Source organism: Frigoribacterium sp. RIT-PI-h (assembly GCF_001297205.1).
Classification (GTDB): domain Bacteria; phylum Actinomycetota; class Actinomycetes; order Actinomycetales; family Microbacteriaceae; genus Frigoribacterium.
Genome location: NZ_LHOZ01000055.1, coordinates 68,256 through 84,589 on the forward strand (window position 1 = coordinate 68,256; position 16,334 = coordinate 84,589).

General features: G+C 72.6%; 13 protein-coding genes. 4 read left to right on the forward strand and 9 right to left on the reverse strand.

Features of this window, described 5'->3' with window-relative positions; all coding sequences use genetic code 11:
* Nucleotides 1–62 precede the first annotated feature (62 nt).
* Together AEQ27_RS04845 and AEQ27_RS04850 are read right to left on the reverse strand one after the other, a co-directional pair.
* Nucleotides 63–2,273 (reverse strand): ATP-dependent DNA helicase RecG, encoded by a 2,211-nt coding sequence (locus tag AEQ27_RS04845; protein ID WP_054145674.1) that lies wholly within the window; start codon nt 2,271–2,273, stop codon nt 63–65.
* A 74-nt stretch (nt 2,274–2,347) separates the two neighbouring features.
* The gene (locus tag AEQ27_RS04850; protein ID WP_152970170.1) at nt 2,348–4,054 is read right to left on the reverse strand and encodes an acyl-CoA dehydrogenase family protein; all 1,707 of its coding nucleotides are present in this window, start codon (nt 4,052–4,054) and stop codon (nt 2,348–2,350) included.
* A gap of 171 nt (nt 4,055–4,225) precedes the next feature.
* On the opposite strand from AEQ27_RS04850, the gene rsmD reads away from it, so the two are divergent.
* The gene (gene rsmD / locus AEQ27_RS04855) at nt 4,226–4,801 is read left to right on the forward strand and encodes a 16S rRNA (guanine(966)-N(2))-methyltransferase RsmD (RefSeq protein ID WP_054145633.1); all 576 of its coding nucleotides are present in this window, start codon (nt 4,226–4,228) and stop codon (nt 4,799–4,801) included.
* A 28-nt stretch (nt 4,802–4,829) separates the two neighbouring features.
* On the opposite strand, the gene thiL is transcribed toward rsmD, so the two are convergent.
* Nucleotides 4,830–5,849, reverse strand: coding sequence for a thiamine-phosphate kinase (thiL, locus tag AEQ27_RS04860; RefSeq protein WP_054145634.1), 1,020 nt, complete (start codon nt 5,847–5,849; stop codon nt 4,830–4,832).
* 24 nt (nt 5,850–5,873) lie between these two features.
* Between thiL and AEQ27_RS04865 the strand changes: the two genes are divergently transcribed.
* Nucleotides 5,874–6,455, forward strand: a complete 582-nt coding sequence (locus AEQ27_RS04865) for a DUF3515 family protein (RefSeq protein ID WP_082383254.1) — start codon at nt 5,874–5,876, stop codon at nt 6,453–6,455.
* A 61-nt stretch (nt 6,456–6,516) separates the two neighbouring features.
* Here AEQ27_RS04865 and AEQ27_RS04870 read toward each other — a convergent pair whose 3' ends face one another.
* The 6 genes from AEQ27_RS04870 to leuC all read right to left on the reverse strand — a co-directional run bounded on the left by AEQ27_RS04870 (nt 6,517) and on the right by leuC (nt 13,130).
* Nucleotides 6,517–7,701 (reverse strand): D-alanine--D-alanine ligase family protein, encoded by a 1,185-nt coding sequence (locus AEQ27_RS04870; RefSeq protein ID WP_082383255.1) that lies wholly within the window; start codon nt 7,699–7,701, stop codon nt 6,517–6,519.
* Nucleotides 7,702–7,792: 91 nt separating this feature from the next.
* Nucleotides 7,793–8,806 (reverse strand): NAD(P)H-dependent glycerol-3-phosphate dehydrogenase, encoded by a 1,014-nt coding sequence (locus AEQ27_RS04875; RefSeq protein WP_054145676.1) that lies wholly within the window; start codon nt 8,804–8,806, stop codon nt 7,793–7,795.
* A gap of 73 nt (nt 8,807–8,879) precedes the next feature.
* The gene (locus AEQ27_RS04880; protein WP_054145635.1) at nt 8,880–9,662 is read right to left on the reverse strand and encodes a 1-acyl-sn-glycerol-3-phosphate acyltransferase; all 783 of its coding nucleotides are present in this window, start codon (nt 9,660–9,662) and stop codon (nt 8,880–8,882) included.
* A gap of 7 nt (nt 9,663–9,669) precedes the next feature.
* Nucleotides 9,670–11,037 (reverse strand): UDP-N-acetylglucosamine 1-carboxyvinyltransferase, encoded by a 1,368-nt coding sequence (gene murA / locus AEQ27_RS04885; RefSeq protein ID WP_054145636.1) that lies wholly within the window; start codon nt 11,035–11,037, stop codon nt 9,670–9,672.
* Nucleotides 11,038–11,634: a 3-isopropylmalate dehydratase small subunit gene (gene leuD / locus AEQ27_RS04890; protein ID WP_054145637.1), complete on the reverse strand. Its 597-nt coding sequence runs from the start codon at nt 11,632–11,634 to the stop codon at nt 11,038–11,040.
* The gene (leuC, locus tag AEQ27_RS04895; protein ID WP_054145638.1) at nt 11,634–13,130 is read right to left on the reverse strand and encodes a 3-isopropylmalate dehydratase large subunit; all 1,497 of its coding nucleotides are present in this window, start codon (nt 13,128–13,130) and stop codon (nt 11,634–11,636) included. The genes leuD and leuC overlap by 1 nt, the downstream gene beginning before the upstream one ends.
* A gap of 218 nt (nt 13,131–13,348) precedes the next feature.
* Here leuC and AEQ27_RS04900 point away from each other — a divergent pair, with 218 nt between their 5' ends.
* Together AEQ27_RS04900 and AEQ27_RS04905 are read left to right on the forward strand one after the other, a co-directional pair.
* Complete coding sequence (locus AEQ27_RS04900; RefSeq protein ID WP_054145639.1) at nt 13,349–14,848, forward strand: PQQ-binding-like beta-propeller repeat protein; 1,500 nt, start codon at nt 13,349–13,351, stop codon at nt 14,846–14,848.
* Between the two features lie 20 nt (nt 14,849–14,868).
* Nucleotides 14,869–16,290, forward strand: coding sequence for a PQQ-binding-like beta-propeller repeat protein (locus AEQ27_RS04905; protein WP_054145640.1), 1,422 nt, complete (start codon nt 14,869–14,871; stop codon nt 16,288–16,290).
* Nucleotides 16,291–16,334 lie beyond the last annotated feature (44 nt).

Below are 16,334 nucleotides of genomic sequence, written 5' to 3' on the forward strand. Positions count from 1 at the left end.
GACCCCGGACGGACACCCAGGGCGACGGCGGGGTCGAGGACGCATCACGCACCACGGCGCGCTCAGTTCTTGCCCATGGCCTCGCGGCCCCGGTCGTCGAGTCGACGCGCGATGGCCGCGGCGAGGGCGGGGTGGTCGACCAGGCGGGGATCGGCGTCGAGGACCTCGGCCGCGTGCTCGCGGGCGAGGCCGATGAGGTCGCCGTCGCGCGCCACCCGCAGCAGACGCAGGGACGACCGGCCGCCCGACTGGAGGTTGCCGAGCACGTCGCCCTCGCGACGCAGGTCGAGGTCGACCTGCGCGAGCTCGAAGCCGTCGAGTGTGGCCGCGACCGCGTCGACCCGCTCGCGGGCCACGGTGTCGGCCGCAGCATGGGTGACGAGCAGGCAGAGCCCCGGGTGACCGCCGCGGCCGACGCGACCGCGCAACTGGTGCAGTTGCGAGACGCCGAACCGGTCGGCGTCGAGCACGACCATGGTCGAGGCGTTCGGCACGTCGACCCCCACCTCGATGACCGTCGTCGCGACGAGCACGTCGATGTCACCGGCCGCGAAGCGACGCATGACGTCGTCCTTCTCGTCGGACGACATGCGCCCGTGGAGGGGCTCGACGCGCAGGCCCTGCAGCACGGGGATCGTGGGCACCCGGGCCATGACCCCCTCGACGCTCGCGCGTTCGGGTGCCGGAGCGACCGACGCGTCGGCCCCGGGCTGATCGTCGCCGGGTCCGACGTCGGCGTCGGGCGGGTCGCCGGGTTCGGCCGTGACCGCGTCGATCGCCGGGCAGACGACGAACACCTGTCGCCCCTTCGCCACCTCCTCGGCCGAGCGCTGCCAGATGCGGCCGCCCCAGGTCGGGTGGTCGGCGAGGGGCACGACGAAGGACTCGATCGGCTGGCGGCCCTTCGGCAGTTCGGCGATGGTCGACACGTCGAGGTCGCCGAAGACCGTCATGGCCACGGTGCGCGGGATCGGCGTCGCGGTCAGGACGAGCACGTGCGGCGGCGTGGCGCCTTTCTTCCGCAGCGCCTCACGCTGGTCGACGCCGAAGCGGTGCTGCTCGTCGACGACGACGAGGCCGAGGTCGAAGAACTCGACGGTCTCGCTGATCAGGGCGTGGGTGCCCACGACGACGTGCGCCTGGCCGCTGACGATCGACAGCAGCGCTTTCTTGCGCTGGGCGACCGTCATCTGACCGGTCAGCAGGGTCGGGCGCAGTCGGGCCGCCAGGTCGGGCCCGAGTGTGGCCGTGATCGACCGCAGGTGCTGTGCCGCGAGCACCTCGGTCGGGGCCAGCAGGGCCGACTGGCCACCGCTCTCGGCCACCGCGAGCATCGCCCGCAGGGCGACGAGGGTCTTGCCCGAGCCGACCTCGCCCTGCACGAGGCGGTTCATGGGCACCTCGGCCTCGAGGTCGCGGGTGATCTCGTCGCCGACGAGGCGCTGGTCGCCCGTCCGGTCGAAGGGCAGGGCGGCGTCGAAGGTGGCGAGCAGGCCGTCGGGCGTGGCACGGCGTGGGGTGGCGGCCGATCGACGCACGAGCGCCCGCTGCTGGAGCAGGGCGCTCTGCAGCACGAAGGCCTCGTCGAACCGCAGGGTGTCACGGGCCGTGAGGTGGTCACGGTCGGTCTCGGGACGGTGGATGCGCTCGTACGCCTCGGACACGGGCATGAGGTCGAGCTCGGACCGGACCGACGCCGGCACCACGTCGTCGATCGGCGGCAGGCCGTCGAGCAGCACCTCGACCGACTTCTGCACCTGCCAGGACGCGACGGAGGCGCTGGCCGGGTAGATCGGGATGGGCTGCTTCGCCCACTTCTGGGCCTGCTGGTCGCCGACCCCGGCGACGGCCTCGTGAGAGGCGTCGAACAGCTCGTAGTCGGGGTGAGCCAGCTGACGGAGCCCCCGGTAGTCGCCGACCTTGCCGGCGAAGATGCCCCGAGCACCCGGCACCAGGTCTTTGGCCCGCCAGGCCTGGTTGAAGAAGGTGAGCGTCAGGATGCCCTGGCCGTCGCCGATGCGCACCTCGAGGATCGACCCGCGCCGGGCGCGCATCGTGCGTTCGCGCACGTCGAGCACCTGGGCCACGATCGTGACGGACTCGCCGAGGGGCAGTTGGTCGAGCGCCGTGAGCTCGCCCCGACGGGCGTAGCGCCGGGGGAAGTGCGTCAGCAGGTCGCCGACCGTGCGCAGGCCGAAGGCCTTCTGCAGGGCGGTGGCCGTCCGGCCGCCGAGGGCCCCGGCCAGCGACGCGTCGAGGGGTGAGTCGGGCACGGACACCACGCTAGCGCCCGCCCCCGACAGCGCCCGCGCCAGGCTGCGCCGGACCCCGTCGGGCCCGCCCGTGATCAGAGCGAGAAGGAGTACCCGCCGGAGGCGCGGGTCGACTTCGCGAGGTCGGCCACGTGCCCGTCGTCGTTCACCTCGAGGGCCCGCAGCTGCCGTCCCACTCCGCGGGCGGACTGCTTGCAGAAGCCGACGGCCAGGTGACGCTCGGCGTCGGAGTCGGCCCGCGCCTCCTGCAGGGCCGTCGAGGCCCGGGAGAGGACGGCCGTCTGCGCGTAGATGCCGCTCGCCGCGTCGGCGAGGCGCTTCTGGACGAGCTGCCTCTCTTGCACCTTCTTGCCGTGCTTGCGGAGCGCCCCCTCGGTGCGCTCGCGCAGCCGCGAGACCTGGTCGCCGAGCTCGGCGGCCTGCTTGGCGAGCGCGGGATGGACCCCGACCGGCCGCTCGGGCCGGATGCGTCGCTGCACGCGCCCTGCGACGTACGGCGCGAGCACCCCGAGCGCCCGACCGGGGTCGCCGAGTCGCAGCGACGCGACGTCGGGCAGCTCCTCGCTGAGCGTCTTGAGGCCGTTCAGGGCGACGAACGCGCGCAGGACGTCGTTGGCCCCCTCGAAGATCGGGAAGATGCGGAAGTCGCGCAGGGCCTTCGACAGCGGGTGCCCCTCCATGTACGCCTCACCGCCGTGCAGCTGCACGGCCCGGTTGAGGGCGTACCAGCCGGTGTCGCTCGCGGCGACCTTGGTCAGGGCGGACTCGAGCGCGAAGTCGGTGTCGCCGCGGTCGACGAGGCCCGTGGTCAGGTACGACATCGACTCGACGCCGTAGATCTGCTGCGTCATCCAGGCGAGCTTGTCGCCGACCATCTCGAAGTCGGCGAGCGGTCTGCCGAACTGGTGCCGCGCCTCCGTGTGTTCGAGGCTCAGCTCGAGGAACCGCTTCATGCCGCCCGCGATGGCCGTGCCCATCGACATGCGACCGTTGTTGAGCGTGTTGACCGCGATGCGGAAGCCGTCACCCGGCTCGCCGAGCAAGTTCTCGGCGGGCACCCGGACGTCCTTGAAGTGCACGCGCTGCAGGTGGTTGGCCTTGAGGCCGTGGGTCTCGAACCGCGGGCCGGTGCTCAGCCCCTCCATGCCCTTCTCGACGATCAGCGCGACGTGTCCGAGGTCGCTCTGCGCGAAGACGGTCAGGACGTCCTTGTCGCCGTTGCCGATCCACCGTTTCTCGCCGTTCAGCAGCCAGCTGCCGTCGCTCTGCCGCTCGGCCCGGGTCTCGAGCGCGTAGGCGTCGCTGCCCACGTTCGGCTCGGTGAGCACGAACGCCGCGAGCTTCCGGCCGCTCGCCAGGTCGGGCAGCCACCGCGCCTTCTGGTCGTCGGTGCCGTAGAGGTGCAGGGGCTTCGTCCCGATCGACTGGTGCACCCCCATGACGGTGGCCAGGGTGCCGTCGACCCGACCGAACTCCTCGTACACGCGGCAGTAGGCGCTCTGGCCGAGCCCGAGACCGCCGTACTCCTCGGAGACGAAGAGTCCCATCAGACCCCGCTCGCCCAGTTCGCGCACGAGGTCGTCGCCGATCCACCCGTCGCGTTCGGCCTTCAGCGGGTCGTAGCCGGCGAGCACCTCGCGGGCGGACGCCGAGACCGTCTCGACCCGGGCCTTCTCGGCCGCGGTCATCTGCGGGTACGGGAAGACGAGTTCGGAGGCGATGCGCCCGGCGAACAGCGACTTCGTGAACGAGGGCCTCACAGTACGATCAACGCTGGTCATGGCACCGATGCTGCCGACGTCGGCGGGCACCGCCAACTCGGTTGTGCAGGTCCGACGACCGGGCGGGGTGGTCGACGGTGATGCGTTGTCGGGATGCTCGAACCACGTGCGTGCCGGGTGCGCGCCCGGTGCGCGCCGGGTGTCGCGTGTCGACCTGGCATGGTTGACCCCATGTCCCGCATCATCTCCGGCTTCGCCGACAACCTCTCGCTCGTCGTCCCCAAGGTCGGGACGCGGCCCACGAGCGACCGGGTGCGTGAGGCGCTGTTCTCGTCGCTCGACGCACGCGACGAGATCCGGGGCCGGCGCGTGCTCGACCTCTACGCCGGCACGGGCGGCCTCGGGCTCGAGGCGGCGTCGCGGGGTGCCGCCTCGGTCGTCCTGGTCGAGAAGGCCCCGGCCGCCGCGAAGGTGCTGCGCCGCAACGTCGAGTCGGTCCTGGCACGGGCACCCCGACCGCCCCGGGGCACTCCCCCGCGAGTCGACGTCGTCGCCCAGCCCGTGCGGTCGTACCTCGAGGGCGGCTCGGCGCTCGTCGACCTCGTCTTCTTCGACCCGCCCTACGAGCTGTCGGCCGCCGACCTCACCGCCGACCTCACGGCCCTGCTGCCCTCGCTCGACGAGCAGGCCCTCGTCGTCGTCGAGCGCGCCTCGCGCGACGGCGAACCGGGCTGGCCCGACGGCCTCACCCTCGACGTGAAGAAGCAGTACGGCGACACGACGGTCTGGTTCGCGCTGCGCGACTGACCCTGGCCAGGAGGCGCGGGTCGGCTCGTCAGCCCTGCGCCCCGGACCACAGGCGGTACGGGGCCCCCCCGCCGGCCACGCCGAGGTCGGGACCGGCGCCGGTGACGCGGGGCGCGCCTCCGGCCGGATCGCGGACCGTGCCGACGGCGCGGAAACCACCGGGCAAGGCGCCGTCGGGCGGGAACGTGGCGAACAGGGAGTGGTCCTCGCCGCCCGAGAGGGCGAGCCGGGGGTCGTCGCCCAGCGCCCGGGCCGACAGGTCGACCACGACGCCGGAGGCGCGGGCCACCCGACCGGCGTCGAGGGCGAGGCCGTCGGACAGGTCGAGCATCGCGGTCGCCCCGGCCGAGGCCGCCGAGCGGCCGTCGGCCACGGGCGGGGTGGGGGCGAGGTGCCAGCCGACGTCCGGGTCCCGCTCGCGCAGGGCGGCGGCCGCGGCGGTGTCGGGCACCCCCTCGTGGTCGCCACCGAGACGGAACAGCAGGTCGAGTCCGCGCGCCGAACGGCCGAGCGCACCCGACACCGCGACGACGTCGCCGACGCGCGCACCGTCCCGCCGCACCGGCGCGCGCCCCTCGAGGTCGCCGAACGCCGTCACCGCGACCGTGAAGGTCGGCGAGACCGAGAGGTCGCCGCCGACGACACCCGCGCCCGGGGCCATCGCGGAACAGCCCTCGCGGAGGCCGTCCGCGAAGGCCTCGAGCTCGGTCACGCGCGTGTCACCGGGCACCGCGAGGGCGACGACCAGCGCCGTGGGCCGCGCGCCCATCGCCGCCACGTCGGACAGGTTCGACGCCGCGGCCTTCCAGCCGAGGTCGTACGACGTCGACCAGGCACGACGGAAGTCGGGGCCGTGCACCATGAGGTCGGTCGTCACCACGAACCGGCCGTCGGGCGCCGCGACCAGGGCGGCGTCGTCGCCGGGACCGAGCAGAGTGTCGTCGCCCCGGGGCAGGCGCGGCAGGATGCGGGCCAGGGTGGCGAGCTCGCCGACGCCCTCGACGGTGTCGGCGTCGTCCGGGCGGGGGTCGGTGGAGCGTCGTTCCATGTGCTGAACGGTAGCCTGGATGCGATGTCGAACCCGTCCTCGCGCCTCGCCGCGCGCCTCCGTCCCCGTCTTCGCGTCTCGGCCCTCGTGCTCGTCGGGGCCGGTCTCGCGACGACGCTCGTCGGCTGCTCGCAAGCCGTCCCGATGCAGCCCGCCGCGGGGGCGAACGACCCGGCCTGCGCCCAGGTCACCGTCCACCTGCCCGAGGTCGTCGACGACGGGCAAGGCCGCCGCGAGACCGACGCCCAGGCGACCGGTGCCTGGGGTTCGCCGACGAGCGTGCTGCTGCACTGCGGCGTCGAGACGCCCGCCGTGTCCGACCTGCCCTGCTACGACATCCAGGGCGTCGACTGGCTCGTCGATCAAGACCCGGACGACGCCGAGACCTCGATCCTCACGACGTACGGCCGCGAACCCGGCGTCCAGGTGGTCGTCGACACCACCAAGGCGAACGGCGGCAACGTGCTGCGCGACCTGGCCGACGCGGTCGGCTACCTGCCGAACGACGGCAAGAAGTGCGTCGGGGCCGGCGACCTGCCCGGCTCGGCCGGGTCGGCCGACGAGCCCTCGGCGACGCCCACGCCGACGCCGACCCCGGCGCCGTAGGGCAGGTCGCGGGGGCGCCCGCTCTCCGTCAGCGTCGGTCTCCGTCAGCGCTGTGCCGCCGTCAGCGCTCGGTCTCGAGGCCGAGCGCGATGAGTTCGTCGATCAGCTCGGGGTAGCTGAGGCCGCTCGCGAGCCAGCAGGCGGGGAACATCGAGATGGGCGTGAAGCCGGGCATGGTGTTGACCTCGTTGATCACCCAGCCGTCCTCGGTCAGGAAGAAGTCGACGCGAGCCAGGCCCGTGCCGTCGAGGGCCTGGACGGCCAGCGCGCCCAGCCGCTGCATCTCGGCCAGGTCGCCCGGGGCGAGGTCGGCCGGGCAGACCAGGTCGGCCCCGGGCGCACCGAGGTACTTCGACTCGAAGTCGTAGAAGGTGTCGCTCGCGAGGACGATCTCACCCGCGACCGAGGTGCGGGGCGCCGCCCCGTCGCGTCCACCGAGCACGGCGCACTCGATCTCGCGGCCGACGACCGCGGACTCGACGAGGACCTTGTGGTCCTCGGCGAAGGCCGTGGCCGTGGCCGTGGCGAGGTCGGCGGGCACGGCGACGCGCGACACCCCCACGCTCGACCCGGCTCGGGCGGGCTTGACGAACATCGGGTAGCCGAGCGGCTCGACGTCGGCGGCCACCCGCTCGGGCGCGGCGTCCCAGTCACGACGACGGACGGTGCGCCACGGGGCGACGGCCACGCCGGCGGCCTGCAGCACCGTCTTCGCGAAGTGCTTGCCCATGCCGAGAGACGAGGCGAGCACGCCCGCCCCGACGTAGGGCAGCCCGGTCAGTTCGAGCAGGCCCTGCACCGTGCCGTCCTCGCCGAACGGACCGTGCAGGATCGGGAACACCACGTCGACCTCGCCCAGCAGGCGCGTCGTACCGTCGGGCTCGGTGACGGTCAGCTCGCGGGTGGCGGACGACTCGGGCCAGTGCACGCGGGTGCCGTTGTCGACGACGGTCGGCAGCGTCTCGGCGTCGAGCGCGAACCTCGCCGCGTCGTCGGGCTGCAGGGTGAACGCCCCGTCGACGGTGATGCCCACGGGCACCACGTCGTAGCGGGCGCGGTCGATCGCCGAGAGGACTCCCCCGGCCGTCGCGCAGCTGATCGAGTGCTCGCTCGACCGGCCGCCGAAGAGGACGACCACGACGGTCTTGGCCGCCTCGGGTGCCGAAGCACCGACCGGCGAGACGTCGACCGACGAGGCGTCGGTCGAGGCGACGCGCGCGGTCGTGGTGGGCTCGGTGCTCGCCATGAGGGGCCTTTCGTCGGTGTCACGGCCCGCAGGCCGACCCGCGGTGAGCGGGCTCTGGTCGTCGCACGCCCCCGGCGAGGACGACCAGCGGTCACTCGCCCTGCGGCTCGTCCGTCTCGGTGAGGTGCGGGGCGATGTTGCGCGGGTCGAGTGTACCGGCGAGCACCTCGGCCACCTGCTGGACGATGGGCATGTCGACGCCGCGCGACCGCGCGAGTTCGAGGATCGGCGCGACGGAGGCCAGCCCCTCGGCGGTCTGGTTCATCTGGCGCACGACGTCGCCGAAGGCGTAACCCTGCCCGAGCAGTCGCCCCGCGGTGTTGTTGCGTGAGAGCGGCGACTCGCACGTGGCGATGAGGTCGCCCAGCCCGGCGAGACCGGCGAGGGTCTCGGCCTTGGCCCCGAACGACACCGCGAAGGCGGTCATCTCGGCCAGCCCGCGCGTGATGATCGACGCCTTGGTGTTCTCGCCGTACCCCACGCCGTCGACGATGCCGATCGCGACGGCGATCAGGTTCTTGAGGACGCCGCCGAACTCGGTCCCGATCACGTCGGTGTTGACGAACGAGCGGAAGTACGGGTTGGTGGCGGTGGCCGCCACCAGGGTCGCCGTGTCGAGGCTGTACGACGACACGACGGCGGCCGTGGGCTGCCGCTTCGCGATCTCGAGCGCGAGGTTGGGCCCCGACGCGACGGCGATCAGGTCGCGGACGATGCCGAGCTCGGCCTCGATCACCTCGCTCATGCGCAACCCGGTGGCCTTCTCGACGCCCTTCATCAGGCTGACGACCGGCACCCCGGACGGGACCATGCCGCGGATGGCCGTCAGGTTGTCGCGCAACGTCTGGCTGGGGACCGACAGGTAGACCTGCTCGGCACCCGCCAGGGCCTGCTCGACCGACGGGGTCGCGACGAGGGTGCGGGGCAGGTTGATGCCCGGCAGGTAGTCGCTGTTGCGCTTGCTCTCGGTGATCTCGCGGGCCACCTCGGGTCGACGGGCCCAGAGGGTGACGTCGGCGCCGCCCTCGGCGAGGACCTTGGCGAAGGTGGTGCCCCAGCTGCCCGATCCCAGGACGGCCACCCGGCGAGGGATCGAGTCGCGCATGACGATCGAGATCGCCTCGGTCGTGACCGCTCCTTCTCCGAGAGCCTCGATGGCGCCTTCGCGTGACTCGGAGCTACTCAAAGCGGCCTGTCTCCTTCTGGTGGTTCTTGGTCGGGTTCCAGCGTTCGACGGGTGCCTTCTCGGCCCGCAGCCGTTCGACGAGCTCGGTCACGGCGTCCATCACCACGGCGGTGGCGGCCGTGACGGAGGCCTGGTCGAGCGGACGATCGCGGTAGGCAGAGAGGTCGACCGGATCGCCGATCACGACGGTGATGCGCTTGCGCGGGAAGGGGTGCAGCCGACTCGAGTAGCGGCCCATGAGGTGCTGACTGCCCCAGTGCGCCATCGGGATGAGAGGGACCCCGGCGGCGAGGGCGAGCCGGACGGCGCCGCTCTTGCCCTTCATCGGCCAGAGGTCGGGGTCGCGGGTCAGCGTGCCCTCGGGGTAGACGATCACGCCGCCGCCCCGGGCGACGAGCAGGCGACCGGCCGCCAGAGGGTCGTGGTCGTGCGTGCGGCCCGCCCGTTCGACGGGGATGTGCCCCATGGCGTGCATCAAGCGGCCGAACACCGGCACCCGGAACAGGGATGCCTTGGCCAGGAAGCGCGGCACGCGCCCGAGAGACCACATCACACGACCGACGACCACCGGGTCGATGTTCGTGTAGTGGTTCGGGGTCAGCACGAAGGCGCCCCCGGCCGGCAGCTTGTCGCCGTCGACGATGTCGATCCGGGCCATCAGGTCGAAGAGGGGCGCGGCAGGGGTCGCGAGGACGCGGAAGAACGCGCCTTTCTCCTTGCGACGCCTGCGCGCCGGGACCGGGACGACGGGCGCGTCGGGGTCGGCTGTGGACACCGGTCGATCAGCCCTTGAAGTCGAAGTCGGCACCCAGCTTGCGCAGCTTCGCGATGAAGTGCTCGTAGCCACGGCTGATGATGCCGACGTTGCTGATCTTCGACTCGCCCTCGGCGGTCAGGGCCGCGATGAGGTGGCTGAACCCGCCGCGCAGGTCGGGCACGCGGATGTCGGCTCCGTGCAGGGCCGTCGGGCCGTTGATGACCGCGGCCTGCTCGAACTCGCGACGTGCGACACGGCGGTCGTGGTCGGGCAGTCCGTCTTTGTGGACCGTGATGTCGGCGCCCATGTCGTTGAGGGCCTCGGTGAACTGGAAGCGGTTCTCGTAGACCGTCTCGTGGACGACCGAGGTGCCCTGTGCCTGGGTGAGGGCGACGATGAGCGGCTGCTGCCAGTCGGTCATGAAGCCGGGGTGGACGTCGGTCTCGACGACGACGGGCTTGAGCTCGCCACCGGGGTGGAAGAAGCGGATGCCGTCCTCGTGGACGTCGAAGTCGCCGCCGACCTTGCGGAAGACGTTGAGGAACGTCATCAGGTCTTTCTGGTCGGCGCCCTCGACGAAGATGTCGCCCTTGGTCGCGAGTGCGGCCGAGGCCCAGCTCGCGGCCTCGTTGCGGTCGTTGATCGCCCGGTGCGTGTAGCCGCGGAGCTTCTCGACGCCCTCGATGAAGATGACGCGGTTCGGCTCGACCGAGACGACGGCGCCCATCTTCTGCAGGATGGCGATGAGGTCCATGATCTCGGGCTCGATCGCGGCGTTGCGCAGTTCGGTGACGCCCTTGGCGAGCACCGCGGTCAGCAGCACCTGCTCGGTGGCGCCGACGCTCGGGTAGGGCAGCTCGATGTTGGCCCCGGTGAGGCCGTTGGGCGCGGTGAGGTGGATGCCGTTGTACGACTTGTCGACGACGGCACCGAAGGCACGCAGGGCGTCGAGGTGGAAGTCGATGGGCCGGTCGCCGATGCGGCAGCCACCGAGGTCGGGGATGAACGCCTCGCCCAGGCGGTGCAGCAGCGGTCCGCAGAAGAGGATCGGGATGCGGCTCGAGCCGGCGTGGGCGTCGATCTCGGCGAAGTGGGCCGACTCGACGGCGGAGGGGTCGAGGATCATCTCGCCGCGAGCCGGGTCGGTGATGCGCACGCCGTGCACCGAGAGCAGGCCACGAACGACGTTGACGTCGCTGATGTCCGGGACGTCCTTCAGGATGCTGGGGGTGTCGCCCAGGAGGGCCGCGACCATGGCCTTCGTGGCCAGGTTCTTGGCACCACGCACCTCGATGCGACCGATCAGCGGTTTGCCGCCCCGGATGACGATCTCATCGGAGGTCAACCCCACACGGGCACCTGCTGCTGCTGCGTCTTGGACGAGAGAGTTCACTTACTTCACCGGCAATGTCTTCGGGCGCCAGGCGGCGCGGCGGGATTCGAATTCTGTGATGGCCGCTTCGTCGCGGAGGGTCAGGCCGATGTCGTCGAGGCCTTCGAGGAGACGCCACTTAGTGTAGGCATCGACTTCGAATCCGACGGTGAGGCTGCCGACCGTGGCGGTCTGTGCCACGAGGTCGACCGTGATCTCGACGCCCGGCCGGCCGTCGATCTCGGCCCAGATGCGCTCGACGTCGTCCTCGGCGACGGCCGCGGCGAGCAGCCCCTGCTTGCCGGAGTTGCCCCGGAAGATGTCGCCGAACCGCGAGCTGATGATGACGTCGAAGCCGAAGTCGCGCAGCGCCCACACGGCGTGCTCACGACTCGAGCCGGTGCCGAAGTCGGGTCCGGCGACGAGGACGCGCGCACCCTGGAACTCGGGCCGGTTGAGCACGAACTCGGGGTCGTTGCGCCACCCGAAGAACAGGGCGTCCTCGAAGCCGGTCTTGGTGACCCGCTTGAGGAACTGCGCCGGGATGATCTGGTCGGTGTCGACGTTCGAACGCTTCAGCGGAGCGGCGACACCGGTGACTGTGGTGAACTTCTGCATCAGAGGGCCCTTGCTCGATCGGTGCCGTCGGCGAGGACGGGTTCGTCGGTCGCCCGGACGTCGGCGGAGGCCGCCACGACGTGGTCGTCGTCGGCCTGGAGGTCCCACGGCGACGACAGCGTCCCACGCACCGCGGTGGCCGCGGCGACGAGGGGCGACACGAGGTGCGTGCGACCGCCCTTGCCCTGGCGACCTTCGAAGTTGCGGTTCGAGGTTGACGCGCACCGCTCGCCCGGTGCGAGCTGGTCGGGGTTCATGCCGAGGCACATCGAGCACCCGGCGAAGCGCCATTCGGCGCCGAAGTCGGTGAATACCCGGTCGAGCCCCTCGGCCTCGGCCTCGAGGCGGACGCGAGCCGACCCCGGCACGACCATGACGCGCACGCCCTCGGCCTTGGTGCGGCCACGGATGATCGACGCGAACGCGCGCAGGTCTTCGATGCGACTGTTGGTGCACGACCCCATGAACACGGCGTCGACCGGGATGGCCTTCATCGGCGTGCCGGCCTCGAGGGCCATGTACTCGAGCGCACGCGTCGCCGCGGCCTTCTCGTTGGGGTCGACGACCGACTCGGGGTCGGGCACGGAGTCGCTGAGCGACACGCCCTGGCCCGGGTTGGTGCCCCACGTGACGAACGGCTCGAGCGTGTCGGCGTCGAGGAAGATCTCGGCGTCGAACACGGCGTCGTCGTCGGTCGGCAGGGTGTCCCAGTAGGCGACGGCTTCGTCCCAGTCGGCACCCGTCGGAGCGTGCGGCCGACCCTGCAGGTAGTCGTACGTGGTCTGGTCGGGCGCGACCATGCCCGCCCGGGCGCCCGCCTCGATCGACATGTTGCAGATCGTCATGCGCCCCTCCATCGAGAGGGCGCGGATCGCGCTGCCGCGGTACTCGAGCACGTAGCCCTGACCACCGCCGGTGCCGATCTGGGCGATGACGGCGAGGATGATGTCCTTCGCGGTGACGCCGGGGCGGAGCGTCCCTTCGACGGTGACCGCCATGGTCTTGAAGGGTTTGAGCGGCAGCGTCTGCGTCGCCATGACGTGCTCGACCTCGCTCGTGCCGATGCCGAACGCCATGGCCCCGAAGGCCCCGTGGGTCGAGGTGTGCGAGTCGCCGCAGACGACGGTGATGCCCGGCATGGTCAGGCCGAGCTGCGGGCCGACCACGTGCACGATGCCCTGCTCGGCGTCGCCCAGCGGGTGGAGACGGACGCCGAACTCGGCCGTGTTGCGGCGGAGCGTCTCGATCTGCGTGCGACTGGTGAGGTCGGCGATCGGCTTGTCGATCGCCAGGGTCGGCGTGTTGTGGTCTTCGGTCGCGATCGTCAGGTCGGTGCGACGCAGCGGCCGGTCGGCCTGACGCAGTCCGTCGAACGCCTGGGGGCTGGTGACCTCGTGCACGAGGTGGAGGTCGATGTAGAGAAGGTCGGGGGCGCCGTCTTCGCCCTTGACGACGACGTGGTCGTCCCACACTTTCTCGGCCAGCGTCCTACCCACGGGCACGCCCTTTCTCTTGTATCGACGGCAAGATGATCCGTGGAGTCTACGCCAGTGTTTCGGGCAGGTTTCTCGACGGTCGTGGGGTGAACCCGGCCCCGACGACGGCCATTCCCGGCGCACCCGACGGCCGCGGCGAGCGCCCGGGGCGAGGGCTCCGAATAGCATGACGACACCCGTCGGGCGGACGACGGGCGCGCTCGACGAGGAGGCCGACCATGAGCCACCCCGAGCGCGCGCGCGACCACCCCCGGGAGGCGCGGGTCGCCGGCCGCTGGCACCGCGCCTCCCCTGGTCGTCGCCTCGTCGGCGTGGTAGGCGCCCTGGTCGTGGCGTCCACGCTCGTGGCCGCCGGGGCGGTCTCGGTGGCTCCGCACTACGGCGACGGCCGCCCCTGGACGGGGCTCGCGGTCGACGACCTGAGGCGGTCGCCGGACGCGACCGGCTGGACGCTCGGCCTGGCGGCGACGCCCGCGCCGGGCGCGCCGCGTCGGGGCCTCAACTTCTGGGCGGCCCCGGCGGTCGACGGACTCGTGGCGGTCGGCACCTCGGTCGACCTGGACTTCGGCGACGCGTTGGGCGCCCCGGCCTGCCGCTCGTACGCGTCCGAGGCGGGCCCGCGCCTGATCGGGCTGGTGGAGACGGCCACGGGCACGGTCCGCTGGGTGCACGACCTGGCCCGTGACGTCCCCGACACCGACGCGCTGAGCATCCCCGCGACGCAGGTCGTCCCCTCGGCCGGTCGCGTGCTGGTGCAGACCCAGACCACGGGGGCGACCGTGCTGGCCGCCCTCGACCTGCGCGACGGTTCGCTCGTCGAGTCGACCCGCGGTCGGCGCGACCTGCCCAGCGTCAGCGTCGACTCGCGGGGAGCCCTGCAGTTGCGCACGTTCTCGGGCATCGCCGGGTCGGGCGATCGGTACCAACTCGTGGAGGCCTCGCGTCTCGCCGACCCGGTGTGGGAGGGCGGGGTCGACTCGGGCAGTTCGCCGGCGCTCCTGAACGACGGCGCCCTCGTGTCGCGGGGCGGCGAGACCGTGTTCGTCGACGCCGCCACGGGTCGGGAACGACCGTTCGCGGCGTCACCGGACGAGATCGCCGTGCCGCCCGTCGGCTCGTCCGTGACGACGGACGACGGACGCCACGTCGTCGCCTTCGGCATCGATCGCACCCGCGCGAACGGCACCGTCGAGGCCCTCGACGACGACGGTGAGGCCGTCTGGAGCCGTCCGACCGGCGGACGCCGCCTGGCGGTCACGCCCTCCTGCGTGATCGTCGTCACCGGCGGCGACACGGAGGCGGAGTGCCTCGACCCCCGCGACGGCACGGTGCGCTGGACGACCGACCTGGGCGCCCCGTTCGCGGTCGAGGCCGTGCCGGGTCAGCGCGCGGCCGACGTGTTCGTCGTCGTGCAGCGATCGGGTGGGTCACGACTGCTCGCCCTCGACGGCGCCGACGGGCACACCCGTTTCAGCTCGTCCGTCGGACTGCTCGACGACCTCGCGGCGGCGGGCCGCTCGGTGCTCTACCTGCAGACGGACGACGGTCGCTCGTCGGGGCGGGACGTGGCGGCCCTCGACCTGGACGACGGCCGGCCGCTCTGGTCGACCTCGACGTCGGGCACCGTGGCGTTCTGGGGCGGTCATCTCGTGCGGATCGACGAGCAGGGGGTCGCCCGGCGGCTCGTCGACACCGCCCGCGTCGGGGCGACGTCGTGAGGCCGGGACGCAGGCTCGCCGTGACCTACGCCGCCGTGGCCCTGGCCGCGCTCGCGACCACGGTGCTCGTCACGCCGACGCAGCCCGGCTACGGGGCCGACCCGCCCTGGCAGGGCATCTCGGTCGACGACCTCCGGCAGGAACCCGGCACGACCGGGTGGCGGGTCGACCTGCGGGCCGCCCTCGCACCCGAGGCCCCGGCCGAGTGCCTCCGCTACCGGGCCACACCCGTGGCGCAGGGGCTCGCGCTCGTGAGCGCCGCGGGGGCCTGGACCTACGGCTTCGCCAACGACGGCGACTGCGCCACCCCGACCCAGGGAGTGGGCACGCGCATCGGCGCGCTCGACGTCGACCGCGGTGCCTTCCGTTGGGTGCACGACGTCGCGGACGACCTCGACGGGCGCGGCCTGACCGGCCCCGCCCTCGTGTCGTCCGTGACGGCGGTGCCCGAGGCGGGACCCGTGCTCGTCCGGGCGGCGGGCGACGGCGGGCCGGTGCTGGCGACGCTGTCCCCCGGGACCGGGCGTCCCGTCGAGGTGGTCGAGACCGGCTCGGCCGGTGACGGGGACCAGTTCCAGACCGTGGGAGCCGTGGTGGTCACCGGCCGGCAGCAGGGCGTCGGCGGCGTCTACCGCTACGACCTGCGCGACGCGCGGGACCTCGACCGGGTGGTGTGGAGCGGGACCGCCTCGACCACGGGCGTCGCCCTCGCCCTGAGCGACCGGCTCGTCGTGGCCCGGGCGGACGGCTCGGTCCAGGTCGACCTGGCCACCGGCGTCGAACGCCCCTGGGGCGCCCGACTCGACCGGCTGATCGGCTACGTCGTCCACGACGACGTCGTCTACGCCCCCCGAGGAGGCGCGGCCACGGGACGTGGGGACGCGGGCTTCGTCGCGTTGACCGCCGGCGGGGAGCGCCTCTGGAGCTCGGACCGGGACGTCCGGGGCGGCTACTCGGTGACGAGGTCGTGCCTCGCCGTCACCGACGTGCGCTCGCGGACGGTGACGTGCCTCGACCTCGCGACGGGAGACGTGCGCTGGACCGACCCGGCGTCGAGCTCGTCCGCCCTCGAGGGCCTGCCCGGCCAGACCGACGACCGCGTGTTCGCGACGTCGACGGCCGCGGGCCCCGGCCCGGTCGTGGTCCGCGTGCTCGACGGGTCCCCCGGCTCGGCCGGTGCCCGGGTGTCGCTGCCCGACGGGGCCGTCCTCGCGGCGGCGGGTCGGCCGGTCGGCTACGCCCTGGCGTACGGCAGTTCGGGCGGGCGGTCGACCCTCGTGGCGTTCGACCTCTCGAGCGGGCGGACCCTCTGGCAGCACGCCGCGCAGCTCCAGGTCTACGCGTGGGCGGGGCGCCTGGTCGACGTGGACGTCGACGGGGTCGCGCGCGAGCTGGTCTCGCCTGCGCGCTTCGCGGTCCCAACGGGCTCTGGCGGTGGGTGACTCCGCCACCGATCGTCATTCGAACGGGTGTTCGAATCTGGCGT